The following is a 17,565-nucleotide window of genomic DNA, read 5'->3' on the forward strand; positions in this document are numbered from 1 at the left end:
ATGCGGTAACAAAGTGTGAAATCAAGGGCGCCGACTTTTCAGATCGAAACACCAGAGGGCAAACATATAACCGCTCAATAATCCGGAAACTCATCCCGCCAGCACACGGGCGAACTGGAGCCCGCATACCGATCAAGTTCCTCCTCCAGCCATTGCGCGAGGACGAGCGCATGATTTTGCAGCGGGTCCTGGGCGGCGCAAACCAGGGTCAGCGTGCCTGTCTCGGCCAGCGGCAGCAGCGCCCACCAATGCGTCGGATGAGCCGCCAGTGCCTGTCGATACGCCGTCGCGAATTGCTCAAAATCCAGCTCGCCGGCCGTGAACCGCTCATGCAGATCAATCGAGGGAGCAAGGTCGGGCAGCCAGGCATGCAGCGACGCCGGGGCCTTGGGCCAATGGCGTGGCCACAGGCGATCGACCAGGACACGTCGCCCATCGTCGGCGGCAACAGGCTCATCGGCATGCTTGCACTGGATCATCAGCGCTACCCTCTCCACTCCCGTGGACTCACCCCGGTTTTACGCCGAAACGCCCGGGCCAGTGCCGAGGGGCTTTCGTAACCGACCTCTTCGGCGATCAGGGCAATGGGCTTGCCCTCGCGCAAGCGTTTCTGCGCCAGGCTGATGCGCCAGCTCACCAGATAATCCACCGGAGTCTGCCCGACCACCCGCCGGAAATGCTCGGCGAAACTGGCCCGCGACATGTTGGCCGCCACCGACAGTTCCGCCACGCTCCAGGCTTTGCCGGGCGCTTCGTGCATGAGGTTCAGGGGACGTGCCAGCCGTGAGTCGGCGAGACCGGCCATCATCCCCGGCTGTTGATTGCGGCTGCTCAGCATGTGCCGCAGCAACAGAATCACCAGCAGTTCGAACAGGCGGTCCATGACCGCTTCCCGGCCGCAGGTGCCGTCGAAAGCCTCCTTGAACAGCCACTCCAGGGTGCTGGCCAGGGCCGGGATCTCATCGAGTTTCAGCACCATGTAATCCGGCAACGCGGCGGCCAGCGCATTACCCGAGCCGCCGTCGAAGTTCAGCGAGGCGCAGACCAACTGGGTGGCCGAGGCTTGCGTCGCGGACAAGCGGTGACGATAGGGCCGTGGAAAGAAGATGAGCGTCGGCTCGGTGATGTCCAGCGCTCGCTCATCCGCCAGTTTCAGGGAAACCTCGCCGGCCTGCAGCAGGTGCAGATGACCGCACGACTGGCTGCCATCGAACGCCGAGGTGCCGCAAAACGTGCCGCTGTGAAAGGTGCCGGCATTGACGCCGAAATGCGTGAGCAACGTGGACAAGCGATCCATGGGGAGGCTCCCGAGAACAGTTCTGGACGATCTGTCGCATATCGTCGACGATTTGCACCCAATAGACCAGTCCAGATCACTAGCATGAACTCCGTACCCAGCGCCTGTCGCGCTTGAATCCTCGGAGAATCATCATGACCCGCATTGCCCCTCTCAGCCTTGAGCTTGCCACCGACGCCACCCGCCCGCTGCTGGAAGGCGTGCAAAAGAAAATCGGCTTCTTGCCCAATGTGTTCAAAGTCCTGGCCCACGCCCCCGCCGTCCTCGCCTCCTACCTGCAAAACTCGGCGGCACTGGGCAAGACCTCCCTGAGCGCGAAGGAAAAGGAAGCGATCTTCCTCGCCACGTCGCAGGTCAACGGCTGCGACTACTGCCTGGCGGCCCACACGTTGTTTGCCGGCAAGGCCGGGCTCTCCAGCCAGGACATCCGCAGTGCCCGTGAAGGCAAGCTCGATGCCTATGCCCTGCTGGCACAGCAGATCACTGAAAGTCGCGGCCATTTGAGCGCCGGGCAGATTGCAGCGGCGCGCGCCGCCGGTATCGACGACGGCAAGATCGTCGAAGTGGTCGCCCATGTCGCTTCGCAAACCTTGACCAACTACCTGAACAACGTCGCGCTGACCGATATCGACTTCCCGGCCATCGATGCCTGAGCCACTTCAAGAACGGAGAACCGACCATGAACACCGTGACCCTGTACACCACCGACACCTGCCCTTACTGCCGCAGCGCCAAGTCCCTGTTGGCGAGCAAAGGCATCAACATGCAGGAAATCAACATTCAGACCCAGCCGGGCAAACTCGAAGAAATGCTCAGCCGCAGCGGACGGCGCAGCGTGCCGCAGATTTTCATCAGCGACACGCATATCGGCGGCTTCGACGACCTGGCCAAGCTCGATCGCCAGGGCGGCTTGATGTCGATGCTGGCCTGAGCCCGGACTGTCCAGACCCAACACCAACCTGTGGCGAGGGCGTTTGTCGGAACGCCGCAGCAGCCCCAAAAAGGGGACTGCGATGCAACCCGGCGCAAGCAAGCGCCCTCACCACACCCTCGGGATACCGGCCATCGCCCGGCGCATCCGACCAAACAACGCTCTAACATGCGCGTCATGACCTAACCTCAAAGGCTAAATGACTCACCACCGGTCGAGCACGCCTATGCGCAATGCCTTGCAGTTCGTGATGTTCATCGCCTTCGTGCTACTGGCGCCGGGCAGCGCAATGCTGGCGGCGCCCATGCCCGATGTCCCGCCCCCCGGTGCGAGCAGCGCCGTCGTCAGGGTTACCGACAGTGATCTGGAGACACTGCAAGGGCAACTCAACAGCCTCAAACAGCAGGTCTCCCAAGTCAGTAACTACAACCAACTGGAAACCCCGCAGGATTTGGTTCAGGTGCTGATCAAGGAGGCCGATCGCCTGTCGGCACTGTTGTTGCCCGAACAGGCGCAATTGCAGTCTCAACTGGGGGTGCTGAGCCCTGCGCCGCTGGCCGAGGCCGATCTGGAGAAGTCCGACATCGCCAGCCAGAGGGCGGCGCTCAGTGAGCAAAAGAACAAGGTCGATTACAAGCTGAAAACCCTGGCGGCGATCAAAGCCAGTGCCGCCGAGCTGCTCACCCAGATTGCCGCCATTCGACGCAGTCTGCTGGAAACCGAAGTGACCCAACGCACCCGGAGCATCCTCAATCCCTGGTTCTGGACGCCGCTGTTCGATCCGCCCGCCGACGACCGGCAACGGCTGGTCGACTTCATGCAGCAGGCGGGCGACACCTTGCATTCGGTCTGGCAACCGGGCAAGCGCTTCCTGACCTGCGTGCTCGTGATATTCGCCGCGCTCCTGTGGGGCCTCGGCCGCCGGCTCGCCGAACGAGGACTGACCTGGCTGTGCATTCACCGGATGCCCGAGGGGCGATTGCGCCGCAGCACCCTTGCGCTCGCGTCGGTCATCGCCACGGTGCTGACCGCCGGTATCGCCCTGCATATCCTGTTCTTTGCCCTCACCCGCGAACTGCCGTTGACTCCGCAACTGGTGGGGTTTTCCGAGGATTTCGAAAAGATCGTATACACCTGCGTGATGATTACCGGTTTAAGCCGCGCGCTATTGTCCACGCAACATCCTTCATGGCGACTGCCGGACATTGCCGACGAGGTGGCATTGGCGCTCAAACCCTTTCCGCGGCGCTTGGCCGCCGCCCTGCTGGTGATGGTGTCACTGGCGCAATTGACCAACGCCACCGGCATGAGCACGGAGGTCGTGATCTCGGTCCGGGGACTGGTGGCGCTGGTGATCTCCACCTTGATCGGCACGATCCTGTTGCGAGTCAGCAGAACCCGCCGGGCCATGGTGGTGGCCGGCGCCGCGCCAGAGGGCGGCCGGACGCTGGCCGGCGTGGTGTATGCCTTCGCCAGTATCGCGACGGTGGTCTCGCTGCTCGCCCTGTTTGTCGGCTATGTGTCGTTATCGCGCTTCATCACTTACGAACTGGTCTGGCTGTTCATCATTTTTTTTGGGTTTTATTTGCTGATACAGCTGCTGAAGGACGGCTGCGAGTATCTGTTTTCACCTCGGCAACCCACCGGCAAGACGCTCAAACAGTTGCTGGGCATTGGCGATACGCGCCTGGACCAGATCTCGGTCATTTTGTCCGGCGTCGGTCGCGCCGCCCTGTTACTGATCGCTTTCATCTCGCTGCTGGTCGGCGGGGTGGGCTCGACACTCGGGCAACTGGCCAACAACATACTGGCGATGCTCGGCGGCGACGGCCTGCGCAAACTGAACATTGTCCCGGCCAACCTGCTGCACGGCGTGCTGGCGCTGCTGATCGGCGTCTATCTGGTGCGTACCCTGAGCCGCTGGCTGGACAATGAATTGCTGCCGAAAACGGAAATGGACCCCGGCATGTGCGCTTCGCTCAGCACGCTGTTTTCCAACATCGGCTATGCCCTGGTGATCCTGCTGATGTTGTCGTCCCTGGGGGTCAAGTGGACCAACCTGGCGTGGATCGTCAGCGCCTTGTCCGTGGGGATCGGCTTCGGCCTTCAAGAGATCGTCAAGAACTTCGTCTCTGGCCTGATTCTGCTCACCGAACGCCCGGTCAAGGTCGGCGACCTGATCAGCATCAGCGGGGTTGAAGGCGACATCCGCCGGATCAATGTGCGGGCCACCGAAATACAACTGGCCGACCGCTCGATCGTCATCGTGCCGAACTCGCAACTGATTTCGCAGAACCTGCGCAACGTCACCCTCGGCGGCAGCGCCCAAGGCGTGGCGATACTTGAACTGACCTTCCCGCTGGACATCGACCCCGAACAGGTGCGCAACCTGCTGTACGACACCTTCTGCGAGCACGAATCCATCCTGGAAAAACCGATGCCGTTCGTGCGCTTCAGCCAGCTCAAACCGGAAGGCATCACGTTGACGATCACCGGTTACGTCGCCAGCCCGCGCACGGTCGGCTCGATCAAGAGCGAACTGCTGTTTGAAATACTCAAGCGACTGGGCGCCGCCGGGATTGAACTGGCGAAGCCGCCACCGGCGGCGTGATACCCGATCACGCCGCCAGCGCCCCTTGCATCAATGCGCGATACACACCGATTTGAGCTCGGTGTAGGCCTCGATCACCGCACGACCAAACTCGCGACCCATGCCCGATTGCTTGACGCCGCCGAACGGCATCGCCGGGTCGAGCAGCACATGAGCGTTGACCCAGACCGTACCGGCTTCGATGCGTGGCACCAGGTTCATGGCTTTGCTCAGGTCGTTGGTCCACAGGCTGGCGGCCAGGCCGTAGCGGTTGTCGTTGGCCAGTTCGATCACGGCCTCTTCATCGTCGAACGGCATCACGCCCAGCACCGGTCCGAAGACTTCTTCGCGGGCCACGGCCATGCTGTGGTCGATGTCGGCGAGGATCGTCGGCTGGACGAAGAAGCCGTCGCCTTCGACCAATTCGCCACCCGAGACCACACGCGCGCCTTCCCGTCGGGCCAGTTCGATGTGCTTGAGCACGCTTTGCTGTTGTTTGCGCGAGACCAGCGGATTGATCGCCGCGTCACCGTTCATGCCCGCGCCCATCGGCATCGCCGACACCGCCGCCGCCAGGGCTTCGACGAATGGGTCGTGGATCGAGCGATGCACGTAGAAACGCGAAGCCGCGGCACACACCTGGCCATTGTTCAGCAGACCGCCGAGGATCGCCCCTTGCACGGCTTTCTCGATGTCGGCGTCGGCGAGCACGATCATCGGGTTCTTGCCGCCCAGCTCCAGGGAGAAACGCGTCATGTTGGCCATGCACGCCACGCCGACGCTTTTGCCCACAGCGGTAGAGCCGGTGAACGAGACCTTGCTCACCAGCGGATGCTGGGTCAACACGCCACCGACCGAGGCACCACCACCGGTCACGACGTTGAACACACCTGCCGGAATGCCGGCTTCGAGTGCCAGTTCCGCCAGACGCATCGCGGTCAACGGAGTTTCCATGGCCGGCTTGATGATCACCGTGCAACCGGTGGCCAGCGCCGGCATCAGTTTCCAGGCGGCGATCAGCAGCGGGAAGTTCCACGGCACGATGCCGACCACTACACCTACCGGCTCACGCTTGGTGAAGGCGGTGAACTTGGCACCCGGTGGCAGCGGGATCGACACGTCGAACGTCTGCCCTTCGATCTTGGTCGCCCAGCCGGACATGTAGCGCATGAATTCCACGGTGGCGTTCAGGTCCAGGGCGCGGGCCATGTTGATCGACTTGCCCTGGCTCAGGGTTTCCAGTTGCGCCAGTTCCTCGGCGTGCTCTTCCACCAGGCGAGTGAAGTTGAGCAGGATGCGCTCGCGATCTGCCGGGCGCAGTGCCGACCAGACCCCGGACTTGAATGCCTTGTGCGATGACTGCACGGCTTGCTCGATGATCTCCAGGGGCGCATCGAGGGTTTCGCAGAGGGTCTGCCCGGTGGCCGGGTTGACCACGGCAATGCGCTCGCCTTCGGCAAACACCCACTGACCGTCAATGAAGCAGCCATGGCGGCGTTCGATAAATGCAGCCACCTGCGGCAGGATTTCAACGTTGCTCATAATTCACCTTTCAATAAAACCGTTCGGTGTGAAGGTAGGGTCAGCCAGGAAACCGGCCGCTTAGTGTTGTTCTTTGAGGAAGCACACGACCGCCTGGCGATCGTCCGCAGAAGCCAGGCCCATGTAAGGCATGTAGGTGCCAGGCACGTAGGCCTGGGGCTGAGTGATCAACTGCGCGATGTTCTCGGCTTGCCAGTCGATGTTTTTATTGCGCATCGCCTGGGAGTAGTTGAAGCCTTCCAGCGAACCGGACTTGCGCCCGACCACACCCGCCAGGTTCGGCCCCATCATGCCGGTCGCGCCTTTGGTCACCGAGTGGCAAACCCCGCATTCATTGGCAAACACCTCGGCGCCGTGGCGTTGATCGGGGGTGCAATCGGCCGCCAGCGCCGCCTGGGCCACAGTGAATGACAGCAAACCGATAAGGGGCAAACGCAGGGAGGTAAACATGGGAAACGACCTTGAAAATCCGCGCATTCGCCAGCAGGCGAACGCCAACTCTGAAAGTGCCGGGGCAACGGTGCTCCGGCAGGGTTGATCAGGATTGTCGGTGGTCGGTGATTCGCAGGTTTTGTCCTGCGTGCCAGTTGTGTTGGCGGTTCTGCCAGATCGCTCGAATGTACCTTCGCTTTTCCCTGTTGTGCGAGCTTGCTCCCACAGGGAAACAAAGCAGCAAAAATTCCCTGCCATGCAATCTGGCAAGCACAACCAACTAATTGGCAAACAGGAAAAAGGGCGAAAGGAATCCGGACCTTAGTATCTAAAAAGACCGCAAACCTGCGCTCAAGAACAAGAACGGATGTCACGCCATGCTCAAGTCCCCCTTGCTTCGACTCTCTACCCTCGCGCTGATGATCAGCGCAGGTCAGGCCGGAGCCTATGAACTCTACGCCGATAGCGACAGTCACCTGAACGCCACCCTGGAAGCGGTTTTCGGCATTTTCCACAGCCAGGAAAACTACGCCCTGTCGGGCCGTCTCGATGAAGGTTCGTCGTCGTGGCGTGAGGGTTACATCAAGTACGGCCTGAGTTTCGACAAAGCGCTGGCCGGTGCCGGCACTGCTTACGGCGCGGGCAACCTGCTCAGCTCCGGCACCTGGGGTGACGGCGATGCCGCCGGTTTCAGCGACGGTTCGGAACGCACCACCAAATTCGAAGACGCCTACCTCGGCTGGCGCTCGAGCGATCTTTTTCCGGTCCTGGGTGCAGACGGTATCGACCTGTCGTTCGGTCGCCAGAACATCGTGGTCGGCGACGGTTTCCTGATCGATGGCGACGCGCTGAACATGGGCAAGGGTCTGGCCGACGGTGAGTTCAATCGCGGCGGCGCCTACTGGCTGGCCGCGCGCAAGGCGTTCGACGAAACCGCCGTGCTGCGTATCGGTGGCAAGGAAGGCTGGCGCGGCGACCTGATGTGGCTCAAATCCGACAACCGCGCCCAGGCCAAGACCGAAATGTATGTCGGCACCCTGGAACACGTGGCCGAAGCCGGCACCGTCGGCCTGACCTACATCGACACCACCCATGTCGACGAACAGTACGCCTCCCCGGCGCAACTGGAGCGCGATGGCATGAAGACCTACAGCCTGCGCGCAACGGGCAATGCCGGGGTCAAGGACCTGTTCCTTTCCGGCGAATACGCCAAGCAGGACAAACCCCACGCCGCCAACGAAGACGCCTGGTACCTGGAAGCCGGCTGGACGTTTTCCGCCGTGCCATGGACGCCCTATGCCAGCTACCGCTACAGCCGTTTCTCGGAAGGCTACGACACCCTGTTCTACGGTTTCAGTCGCGGCTTCGGCACCTGGTTCCAGGGTGAAGTGGCGGGCAACTACGCCGGCCCGTTCAACACCAACTCGCGCATCCAGCAACTCAAGTTCACCGTCTCGCCGCTGGCGAACCTGAACCTCGGCGCGATGTACTTCAACTACGACACCATCGACCGCAACCTGGGCAACACCGATGGCCACGAAACGGACCTGTACGCCGAGTGGCACGTCAACGACCACCTCACGGTGATGCCGCTGATCGGCCTGTTCCAGCCGGACAAGAGCGCCGATCAGGGCGGTACGCAGTTGGGCAACAACGACAAGAACGTCTATAGCCAGGTGATTTTCGCCACGACGTTCTGATTCGGCCTGCCCCCCTGTAGGAGCGAGCCTGCTCGCGAAAAATATTTGGACAACGCGTTCATTCAGATTGTGCGCGTCATCGTTGACGTCCATCGTCGGAGCGCCGCCCGGAGCAGGCTCGCTCCTACAGGGATCGCGTTAGCGTTGTACCCACGGAAAAAGGCATTTCCCATGCAGAAAAAATTCCTCACGATCCAGAGCAAAATCACCCTGCTCGCCGGCCTCTGCCTGCTGTTGGTGGTGGGTTTGCTGATGGGGCTGTCGCTGTACCAGACTCACCAGAGCAGCCAGCAAGTGGCCGAGGCCAGCGGCAAAATGCTCGCCGATGCGGCCAGGGAACACATGCAGGCCCTGGGCAAGGTACAGGCCATGCAGGTGCAACGCACCTTCATGCAGACCCACGAATTTGGCCAGGGGTTGTCGCGGTATTTGCTTTATCTGAGGCAACTCCAGCATCAGGGGACCCTCACCCGCCCACAACTGCGCCAGGCGCTGAGCACCCAGCTTCACCAAGCCCTGATCGACAAGCCCGACCTGCTCGGGCTTTACGTCATTTTCGAGCCGGACGCCCTGGACGGTGCCGACGCCGGTTTCGCCAATCAGGCGGACCTGGGCAGCAACGAAACCGGACGCTTCTCGCTCTACTGGGTGCAAAGCAAACCGGGCGAGTTGCAAGCGGTGATCGGTGACGAAGGCCTGCTCGCCAACACCGAGCCAGGCCCTAGCGGCGCACCGTACAACGCCTTCTACACCTGCGCCCGCGATACCCGCCAGGCGTGCGTTCTGGAGCCCTACTTCGACGAAGCATCCGGCAGCCGCAAACTGGTAACCAGCGTCGCCTTCCCGCTGCTGGAGAACGGCAACGTCATCGCCGTCGTCGGCCTCGACATTAACCTCGCCGCGCTGCAAAAGGACAGTCAAACCAGTGCGCTGCAATTGTTCGACGGCCACGGCCAGATCAGCATCGTCAGCCCTCGCGGGGTGATCTCCGCCAACAGTCAGGACGTCACCCGACTGGGTCAGCCGATGGACAATGCCGAGGTCATGGACGCCTTGCGCCAAGGCCAGGCGAAGGTGTTTGTCGACCCGCAGCAGATCAAGGTCCTGGAGCCACTGCCACCGATTGCCGGGGCCGCGCCCTGGGGTGTGCTGGTGGGTGTACCGCAGGAGGTGTTGCTGGCACCGGTGAACGCCCTGCAGCAGCAACTCGATGCCCAAGGCGTGAAAAGCACCGCACTGGAACTGCTGCTGGGCGGCGGCTCGGCCCTGCTCGGCCTGCTGTTGATCGGGTACACCGCGCAACGCATCACCCGCCCGCTGCAAGCGCTGACGCGGGTCATGGAGGACATCTCCCTCGGCGAAGGCGACCTGACCCGTCGCCTGGCCGTGCAATCGCGGGATGAGATCGGCCAGTTGGCCACCGCATTCAACCGCTTCGTCGAACGCATTCACCACTCGATTCGCGAGGTGTCGTCGGCAGCCCTTGGCGTCAACGAGGGGGCGCGGCGGGTGCTGGAGGCATCCCATTCATCCCTGAGCAATTTCGACGATCAGTCCACCCGCACCAACAGCGTGGCCGCCGCGATCAATCAGCTGGGCGCCGCCGCCCAGGAAATCGCGCATAACGCCTCCGACGCCTCGCAGCAAGCCTCCGCCGCACGGCAACAGGCCGAGGACGGTCGCCAAGTGGTGGAGCGCACCATTGAAGTGATGAACGCGCTGTCCGGCAAGATCAGTGCGTCGTGCGCCAACATTGAGGTGCTCAACGACAAGACCGTGAACATCGGGCAGATCCTCGAAGTGATCAAGGGCATCTCGCAACAGACCAACCTGTTGGCACTCAATGCCGCGATCGAAGCGGCGCGCGCCGGTGAAGCGGGCCGTGGATTTGCGGTAGTCGCCGACGAAGTGCGCGGCCTGGCCGGGCGCACCCAGACCTCGGCGCTGGAGATCCAGCAGATGATCGAAGCGCTGCAAGTGGGCGCACGGGATTCGGTGATCACCATGACCGAGAGCCAGCAGCACAGCGAAGAAAGCGTCACCATCGCCAACCTGGCCGGCACTCGTCTGGGTAGCGTGACCCAACGCATCGGCGAGATCGACAACGTCAACCAATCCGTCGCCGCCGCCACCGAGGAACAGACCGCCGTGGTCGAGGCTTTGAATGTCGACATCACGCAGATCAACACCCTGAATCAGCGAGGGGTGGAGAATTTGCAGTCGACATTGCGGGCCTGTACCGAGCTGGAGCAACAGGCTGCGCGGTTGAATCAGTTGGTGGGGAGTTTCCGGATCTGAGATAGAGGTCGCCTGTCAGTCCGCCATCGCTGGCAAGCCAGCTCCCACAGGGTTCTCTGGTAGACACAACATCTGTGTCGCGCCGAATTCCAGAGTGGGAGCGAGCTCGCGCCGGGCGGCGTTCCGTCGATCAGGCCATCACCTCCACCCGCAATGGCAACGCTTCTACGCAACACATTCTGGCACCCACAACCAAGCACATGGCATGGGCACGAACAGGCCGCGCTGTGTCCCGCGCGTAGTATCGAAACCGACTCACGGCAGAACCCGCGACCTTGCCGGGTGCCGTTGGGCGAAGAGCAACGCTGAACCCCCTCCATTTTCACTAAAACAATAAATCGGCCTTCGGGTCGCGGGAGACTTGTGTGCTTAAGAAAAGTGCTTTGGGCTGGCCCAAGATTGCCGGCCTTGGAATTGCGTTGGTGGTGGCCGGGCAGTTTTCCGGCTGGAACTTCGGACTGATGGCCGGCGGCTGGCTGAACATGCTGATCGCCACCTTGTTGATGGCACTGCTGTGCGGTGGACTGGCGCTGTGCGTGGCGGAATTGTCCACCGCGCTGCCCAGCGCCGGCGGCGTATTCGTCTATGCGCAAAGTGCCTTCGGGCCGTTCGTGGGTTACCTGGTCGGCGTGGCGTGCGCGCTGGCGTTGACCATCGGCACCGGTGCGGCAGCCACCTTCATTTGTGCCTACACCGAGTCGATCTTCGGCCTCGGTGGCTGGCCGGTGAAGATCGCCTTGTTCGCGGTGATCATCGGTTTCCACCTGCGGGGCGTCGGCGAGGCCATGGGCCTGACCTTCATTGCCGGTGTCATCGCGGTCGTTGCCTTGCTGACCTTCGGCGTGGCCATGGCACCCCATGTCGAACTGGCCAACCTGCTGAAGATGCCAGTCAATGCCGGACCGGCGATTAGCCTGGGCGGCATTTTCGCCTGTGTGCCCTTCGCCATCTGGTTGTTCATCACCGTTGAACAAACCGGCTCGGCGGCTGAAGAAGCCAACGATCCGGGGCGCAGCATGCCCCGCGGCATCCTCGCAGCGGTAGGCACTTTGTTGGTGACGGCATTGGTGGTGTTGGTCTGCGCCCCCGGTGCCGGTGGCGTTGAAACGGTGGGCAGCGCGGGCGATCCGCTGTACGCGGCGATGTCCAGCAGCAATGCCTTCGGTGACGGCTCGTGGCTGGCCAAGGTGATTGGCTGCGGCGCGGTGTTCGGCCTGATCGCCACGTTTTTCTCGTTGATCTACGCCGCCTCCCGGCAACTGTTTGCCATGGCCCGCGATGGGTTGTTCCCGCAGTGGCTGGGCAAGACCGGCAAACGCGGCACGCCCTACCCGGCGCTGCTGCTGATCGGCGCCATCGGCCTGCCGTTGTCCGCTATCGACCCGGCCACGGTGATGCTCGCAGTGGTGTTGCTGCTCAACGTTTGCTACCTGTTCATTTTTGCCGCCTACCTGCGCATCAAACGCAGCCAGCCTGACCTGCCCCGTCCGTTCACCCTCGCCGGCGGCACCGTGGTCGCCTGGCTGGGCCTGGCCCTGACCCTGGTGGTGATCGCCGCCTGCTTCCAACTCGACACAATGATGCTGATCGCCCTCGCGGCGACCTTCACCCTGTGCCTGCTCAACTTCCTGCTGCGCACCCGCCGCACCCACGCCATCGAGGTTCCGGACCATGCCTGAAGACACCCTGCTGCAACGCCGCCATCGCGTCCTCGGCAGCGCCTCACCGCTGTTCTACGACAAGCCCTTGCACCTGGTACGCGGTGAAGGCGTCTGGCTGTTCGACGTCGACGGTCGACGCTATCTCGACGTGTACAACAATGTGCCGTGCGTGGGTCACTGCAACCCCCGTGTGGTCGAGGCCATGCACCGGCAGGCCAGCACGTTGAACATCCACACCCGTTACCTGGATGAGCACGTGGTGCGCTACGCCGAGCGCCTGACCGCGACCTTCGCCGAGCCGCTGGACACCGCGATGTTCACCTGCACCGGCAGCGAAGCCAATGAACTGGCGCTGCGCCTGGCGCGTTTCGCCAGCGGCGGCACCGGCCTCATCGTCAGTGACTACAACTACCACGGCAACTCCGCGTCACTGGCCGAAGTGACCACCGCCCTGCCCTCGCCGGAACCCTTCGCCAGCCATGCGCGGGCGGTGCCGATTCCGTGCCTGTACCACGCGCCGGCCGGCACCACCGAATCGCAACTGGCCGAGCAATACGCGGCCAATATCGCCGCCGCCATTGCCTCGATGCAGGCCCGGGGCATTCGTCCCGCCGCGCTGTTGATCGACACCCTGTTCGCCAACGAGGGCCTGCCACGGGTGCCGGCCAGCTTCGTCAACAAGGCAGCGGCGTTGATCCGCGCCGCTGGCGGATTGTTCATCGCCGATGAAGTGCAGTCCGGCTTCGGTCGCACCGGCGATCATCTGTGGGGGCATCAGGCCCACGGCGTAGTGCCGGACATCGTCACCCTGGGCAAACCGATGGGTAACGGCTACCCGCTGGCGGGGCTGATCACCCGCAAGGCGCTGGTGGAGTCGTTCGGGCGCAGCGCGATGTACTTCAACACTTTCGGCGGTTCCCCGGTGGCGGCGGCGGTCGGCATGGCGGTGCTGGACGAGATTGAACACCTGCAACTGCTGCACAACGCGCAAAGCGTCGGCGCTTACGTGCAGCAACGCTTGCACGCGCTGGCGGCCAGGCACTCGATCATTGGCGATGTGCGCGGCAAGGGCCTGTTCTTCGCCATGGAGCTGGTGCGCGACCACGCCAGCAAGGAACCCGCCGGGCTCGAAGCGCGCAAGGTGGTCAACGACATGCGCGACAACGGTGTGCTGATCAGCAAGATCGGCGCCGGCGACAACATCCTCAAGCTACGCCCGCCGTTGGTGTTCAACCGCGAACACGCCGACCTCTTCGTCGACACCCTGGACCACGCCCTGAGCGCGATTTGAGGCCCTGCCATGACTGATTTCCATGCTCTGAACCATGACCAGCAAGTCGCCCGGCTGCACGACCTGGCGCGCCATGCCCTGCAGCACTGGGACGGCCAGTTCGCCGACATTGAACTGGTCAAATTCCGCGAGAACGCGGTGTTCTCCGCGCGCCGCCACGACGGCCAGCGAGTGGCCTTGCGCATCCACCGCAATGGCTATCACGGCGAAGCGGCGCTGCGCTCCGAACTGCAATGGATGGAAGCACTGGCCAGTGCCGGCATCACCGTGCCGCAGATCATCCGCACGCAGAATGAAAGCCACCTGATCGAAGTCACTCACCAGGAGCTCGGCGACCGCCACGTCGACATGCTCGCCTGGTTGCCAGGCACCACCGCGGGCACTTCGGAGGCCGGGGTGCAGGCCGATACCGAAATCGATTTTCTGTTCAATGAGGCGGGTGCGCTGGCCGCGCGCATTCATCTGCATGCGGCCCAGTGGCAGCAGCCGGACGAGTTCGTGCGGCATGCCTGGGATGAGGAAGGCTTGATCGGTGCGAACCCGTTCTGGGGGCGCTTCTGGGAGCTGGAACAGCTGAGCGAGGCCCAGCGCGACTTATTGCTACAGGCCCGGCGCACGGCGCGCACGGACTTGCGCCGCTATGGTCGGCACCTGGGCAACTTCGGCATGATCCACGCCGACCTGGTGCCCGAGAATCTGCTGATCGAAGGCCCGCGTCTGCGCTTGATCGACTTCGACGATGCCGGATTCGGCTGGCACATGTTCGAACTGGCCACGGCTTTGTACTTCTGCCTGGACGATCCGCGTTTTGAGCAGATCAAAGCGGCACTGCTGGCCGGCTACCACGCGGTCAAGCCGCTGACCGAGGCGGATCGCCAGACCCTGGCGCTGTTTCTGATGCTGCGTGGCACCACCTACCTGGGCTGGATTCATACCCGCCAGGGCACACCGACGGCGATTGAAATGGCGCCGATGCTGATCGAACGGGCTTGTCGATTGGCTCGGGAATATTTGCAGGCCTGATACCCCGCCATCGCGGGCAGGCTCACTCCCACATTTGATTTCAGCAGCGCACACATTTTGCGTTCACTGAAGATCATTGTGGGAGTGAGCCTGCTCGCGATGAGACCGTCATATTCAACATCACCGGCGACTGACCGTCCGCCATCGCGGGCAAGCCCGCTCCCACACAGGGGTCAGCTGTGGGGCGCAGGTTCCGGCGGGTCGAGCTGATCCAGTGCCCGATTCACCACCAATTCCCCCAGGTTGATGACTTGCGCAATGCCCAGCAGGGTGTTGCGGTTCCTGCCTTCCGTCCGGTCCGCCAGATCCATGGTCATGACATTGGCCGACGCCAGCGACTCACAGGCGTGGGCCAGCAAGGTTTCCAGATCGAGTTCCGGGTTGACGATGAATGTCGTGCAGAGTTTGCGCGGGGTGGCGCGGATGTCGGCGGCTGAGGGGATGCGGTCGGTGGGGTCGTGAGGGTTCGGTGATGTCGGATCGGTATCCGGGGGATTGGGTGTGACCTTGAACATAGTGCAGCTCCAGTACTTGCTAAATGGGAGCCATCACTCTCGCTACCAAACGAAGGTGGTGGCCATACACAGGTTGGTAGACCGGAGTACTGGAACCGGCGCCCCCAAGGAGGCCCTGCGCATGACCACCATAGATTTCAGCGACCTGAACCAGCGTCTGCCTGCTTTGGCGTTGCGCGCCGTACTAAGGGCTACCAAACCCGATCACTGTTTTATTCAGTGACCGGAAAACGATAGAGCCCAGGCCCAAAGCGCACAAGCCGGCGGATTCTGGCGTACCTGTAGGCAATGCCGCAAGCCGCTGTAGCTTTCACCAAGTAACACCTACAGCCGTTAAACACACCTCTCAAGCAGACGCATTTGTGGCGAGGGAACTCGTCGGAACGCCGCACCGTCCCGCAGGGCTGCGAAGCGGCCCCCCATCCGGTCGATCAACAATGCGCCCCGGCATGCTCCACGCGATGAAACAGGCGGTTGAAATACACCAGGCTGTCGCGTGGTTCCCGCACGCCCACCTTGGTCAGCTCAACGAACATCACCGAATGCGAGCCCACTTCCTTGCACTCGCTGATTCGCCCTTCCAGCTGCACCAGGGCATCGCGCAGCACCGGCACATCGGCGGCGCCGTCGTCCCACAGGTCCCAGGCAAAACGCTCGGCCATGGGCACTTTGGTCATGCCGGCGAAGTGGCGGGCCAGCTCTTCCTGTTCACCGCACAGCACGTTGATGCACAAGTGGCCGTTGGTGCGGAACACATCGTGGGTGGCGCTGTTGCGGTTGACGCACACCAGCACGGTGGGTGGCGAATCCGTCACCGAGCACACGGCACTGGCGGTGATGCCGCAACGACCGCCGGGGCCATTGGTGGTGATGATGTTCACCGCCGCAGGCAGCTGCGCCATGGCGTTGCGAAACTCGATTTGCTGCTGGCTCAGGTCGGCCATGTCGATGCCCCTTCCTTCAGGAGGACCGCCATTGCGCGGCCCGTAGGTGATGGAACAAGACTAAGGCCCGGCACGCGGCGCAACCATTCTGACGATCCCCATGCCGAGGTTGGCTTTCCGCTAGTCGACTAGGTGGTTTCTTTATCGTCATGGCCGGTGACAGTGGGTATTCTGCACACTGGCTCCAAAAAAGATGAGCCGATGTGCGCCGCGCGTGCTCGCGTGCGAAAACAATAATTAGAAATTCTCGTGGCAGCCCCTGATGGAAACCCGCAAACCGATTGTTTACATCGTTGACGACGACAAAGACCTGCGCACTTCGCTGGCCTGGTTGCTGGAGTCGGTCAGCGTGCAGGCGCAGTGCTTTGCCGGCGCCGACGAGTTCCTCAACCAGTACGATCCCAAGCAGCCGGCCTGCCTGGTGCTGGATGTGCGCATGCCGGAAACCAGCGGTTTTCAGCTGCAGGAAATCCTCAACCAGCGCGGCAGCACCCTGCCGACCATCTTCGTCTCGGCCCATGGCGACATTCCGATGTCGGTGACGGCGATGAAGAACGGTGCGCTGGACTTCGTCGAGAAGCCCTACAACCCGCAGCAGATGATCGACCGCATCCAGGCAGCGTTGAAGACCGCCGTGCATGCCCAGGCCGATCAGGAGCAGCGCCGGAACCTGCAAGGCAAGCTGGCGCTGCTGACCAGTCGCGAGCGTGAAGTGTTGATGCTGGTGATCGATGGCAAGGCCAGCAAGGTGATTGCCCGGGAGCTGAACATCAGCGTGAAAACCGTCGATGTGCACCGCACCAAGATCAAGGAAAAGATGGGCGTGACCAGCATCGCCATGCTGGTGCGCGAAGTGCTGCATTTGCCGGTGGATGAGCCGGTTCGGCACTGAGGTACAACTGCCAGGCCGCCATCGCTGCGATGCGGCGACCCGACAGGCCAGCTCCCACAGGGGATACACGGGATTTGTGAACGCCAAAAACTGTGGGAGCGTGGCTTGCCCGCGATGGGGCCGGCAGATCCAACTTTGATGTTGCCTGACACACCGCCATCGCTGGCAAGCCAGCTCCCACAGGGCATTTGTGACCACAAAGAAAATGTGAGCGAGCCTGCTCGCGATGAGGTCGGACCATGCAACATCAATGGCGCCTGACACACCGCCATCGCTGGCAAGCCAGCTCCCACAGGGCATTTTTGACCACAAAGAAAATGGGAGCGAGCCTGCTCGCGATGGGGTCGGACCATCCAACATCAATGGCGCCTGACACACCGCCATCGCTGGCAAGCCAGCTCCCACAGGGCATTTTTGACCACAAAGAAAATGGGAGCGAGCCTGCTCGC

General features: G+C 62.4%; 14 protein-coding genes and 3 pseudogenes. 11 read left to right on the forward strand and 6 right to left on the reverse strand.

The genetic code is table 11. From position 1 onward, the window contains the following. Window positions 1-74: 74 nt before the first annotated feature. The gene (locus ACVWYU_RS22785) at window positions 75-479 is read right to left on the reverse strand and encodes a DUF488 domain-containing protein (RefSeq protein ID WP_457373721.1); all 405 of its coding nucleotides are present in this window, start codon (window positions 477-479) and stop codon (window positions 75-77) included. Window positions 480-484: 5 nt separating this feature from the next. Next, complete coding sequence (locus ACVWYU_RS22790; protein ID WP_090319927.1) at window positions 485-1,297, reverse strand: AraC family transcriptional regulator; 813 nt, start codon at window positions 1,295-1,297, stop codon at window positions 485-487. A 134-nt stretch (window positions 1,298-1,431) separates the two neighbouring features. Here ACVWYU_RS22790 and ACVWYU_RS22795 point away from each other — a divergent pair, with 134 nt between their 5' ends. The 3 genes from ACVWYU_RS22795 to ACVWYU_RS22805 all read left to right on the forward strand — a co-directional run bounded on the left by ACVWYU_RS22795 (window position 1,432) and on the right by ACVWYU_RS22805 (window position 4,839). Continuing rightward, entirely contained in the window at window positions 1,432-1,950 is a 519-nt protein-coding gene (locus ACVWYU_RS22795; protein ID WP_090319924.1) for a carboxymuconolactone decarboxylase family protein, read from the forward strand. Window positions 1,951-1,976: 26 nt separating this feature from the next. Beyond that, window positions 1,977-2,228, forward strand: coding sequence for a glutaredoxin 3 (grxC, locus tag ACVWYU_RS22800; RefSeq protein WP_457373722.1), 252 nt, complete (start codon window positions 1,977-1,979; stop codon window positions 2,226-2,228). 226 nt (window positions 2,229-2,454) lie between these two features. Further along, a complete protein-coding gene (locus tag ACVWYU_RS22805) occupies window positions 2,455-4,839 on the forward strand; it encodes a DUF3772 domain-containing protein (RefSeq protein WP_457373723.1) in 2,385 nt (794 codons plus the stop codon). A 30-nt stretch (window positions 4,840-4,869) separates the two neighbouring features. Here the strand turns inward: ACVWYU_RS22805 and ACVWYU_RS22810 are convergent, their stop codons facing one another. Both ACVWYU_RS22810 and ACVWYU_RS22815 read right to left on the reverse strand, forming a co-directional pair. Beyond that, window positions 4,870-6,360: an aldehyde dehydrogenase family protein gene (locus tag ACVWYU_RS22810; RefSeq protein ID WP_090319914.1), complete on the reverse strand. Its 1,491-nt coding sequence runs from the start codon at window positions 6,358-6,360 to the stop codon at window positions 4,870-4,872. A gap of 60 nt (window positions 6,361-6,420) precedes the next feature. Continuing rightward, window positions 6,421-6,810, reverse strand: coding sequence for a c-type cytochrome (locus tag ACVWYU_RS22815; protein ID WP_248914253.1), 390 nt, complete (start codon window positions 6,808-6,810; stop codon window positions 6,421-6,423). A gap of 359 nt (window positions 6,811-7,169) precedes the next feature. Between ACVWYU_RS22815 and ACVWYU_RS22820 the strand changes: the two genes are divergently transcribed. From ACVWYU_RS22820 to ACVWYU_RS22845, 6 genes and pseudogenes are all read left to right on the forward strand, one after another. Then, a complete protein-coding gene (locus ACVWYU_RS22820) occupies window positions 7,170-8,492 on the forward strand; it encodes a hypothetical protein (RefSeq protein WP_457373724.1) in 1,323 nt (440 codons plus the stop codon). Between the two features lie 390 nt (window positions 8,493-8,882). Next, window positions 8,883-9,932 (forward strand): annotated as a pseudogene (locus ACVWYU_RS22825) (HAMP domain-containing protein); the annotation flags it as partial. Between the two features lie 261 nt (window positions 9,933-10,193). After that, window positions 10,194-10,790: pseudogene (locus ACVWYU_RS22830) on the forward strand (methyl-accepting chemotaxis protein); the annotation flags it as partial. 365 nt (window positions 10,791-11,155) lie between these two features. Then, window positions 11,156-12,469 (forward strand): amino acid permease, encoded by a 1,314-nt coding sequence (locus ACVWYU_RS22835; protein ID WP_247255054.1) that lies wholly within the window; start codon window positions 11,156-11,158, stop codon window positions 12,467-12,469. Further along, window positions 12,462-13,742: an aspartate aminotransferase family protein gene (locus tag ACVWYU_RS22840; protein ID WP_390955503.1), complete on the forward strand. Its 1,281-nt coding sequence runs from the start codon at window positions 12,462-12,464 to the stop codon at window positions 13,740-13,742. Before ACVWYU_RS22835 ends, ACVWYU_RS22840 begins: the two co-directional genes overlap by 8 nt. 9 nt (window positions 13,743-13,751) lie before the next feature. Next, complete coding sequence (locus ACVWYU_RS22845) at window positions 13,752-14,765, forward strand: phosphotransferase enzyme family protein (protein ID WP_457373725.1); 1,014 nt, start codon at window positions 13,752-13,754, stop codon at window positions 14,763-14,765. A gap of 173 nt (window positions 14,766-14,938) precedes the next feature. Here the strand turns inward: ACVWYU_RS22845 and ACVWYU_RS22850 are convergent, their stop codons facing one another. Both ACVWYU_RS22850 and hpaC read right to left on the reverse strand, forming a co-directional pair. Further along, window positions 14,939-15,280 (reverse strand): DUF6124 family protein, encoded by a 342-nt coding sequence (locus tag ACVWYU_RS22850; RefSeq protein WP_457373726.1) that lies wholly within the window; start codon window positions 15,278-15,280, stop codon window positions 14,939-14,941. A 431-nt stretch (window positions 15,281-15,711) separates the two neighbouring features. Further along, window positions 15,712-16,224 (reverse strand): 4-hydroxyphenylacetate 3-monooxygenase, reductase component, encoded by a 513-nt coding sequence (hpaC, locus tag ACVWYU_RS22855; RefSeq protein WP_247255058.1) that lies wholly within the window; start codon window positions 16,222-16,224, stop codon window positions 15,712-15,714. 262 nt (window positions 16,225-16,486) lie between these two features. On the opposite strand from hpaC, the gene ACVWYU_RS22860 reads away from it, so the two are divergent. Continuing rightward, a complete protein-coding gene (locus ACVWYU_RS22860; RefSeq protein ID WP_090319885.1) occupies window positions 16,487-17,116 on the forward strand; it encodes a response regulator transcription factor in 630 nt (209 codons plus the stop codon). A gap of 239 nt (window positions 17,117-17,355) precedes the next feature. Next, a pseudogene (locus ACVWYU_RS22865) lies at window positions 17,356-17,565 on the forward strand (hypothetical protein); the annotation flags it as partial.

The organism is Pseudomonas sp. TE12234 (genome assembly GCF_054061835.1).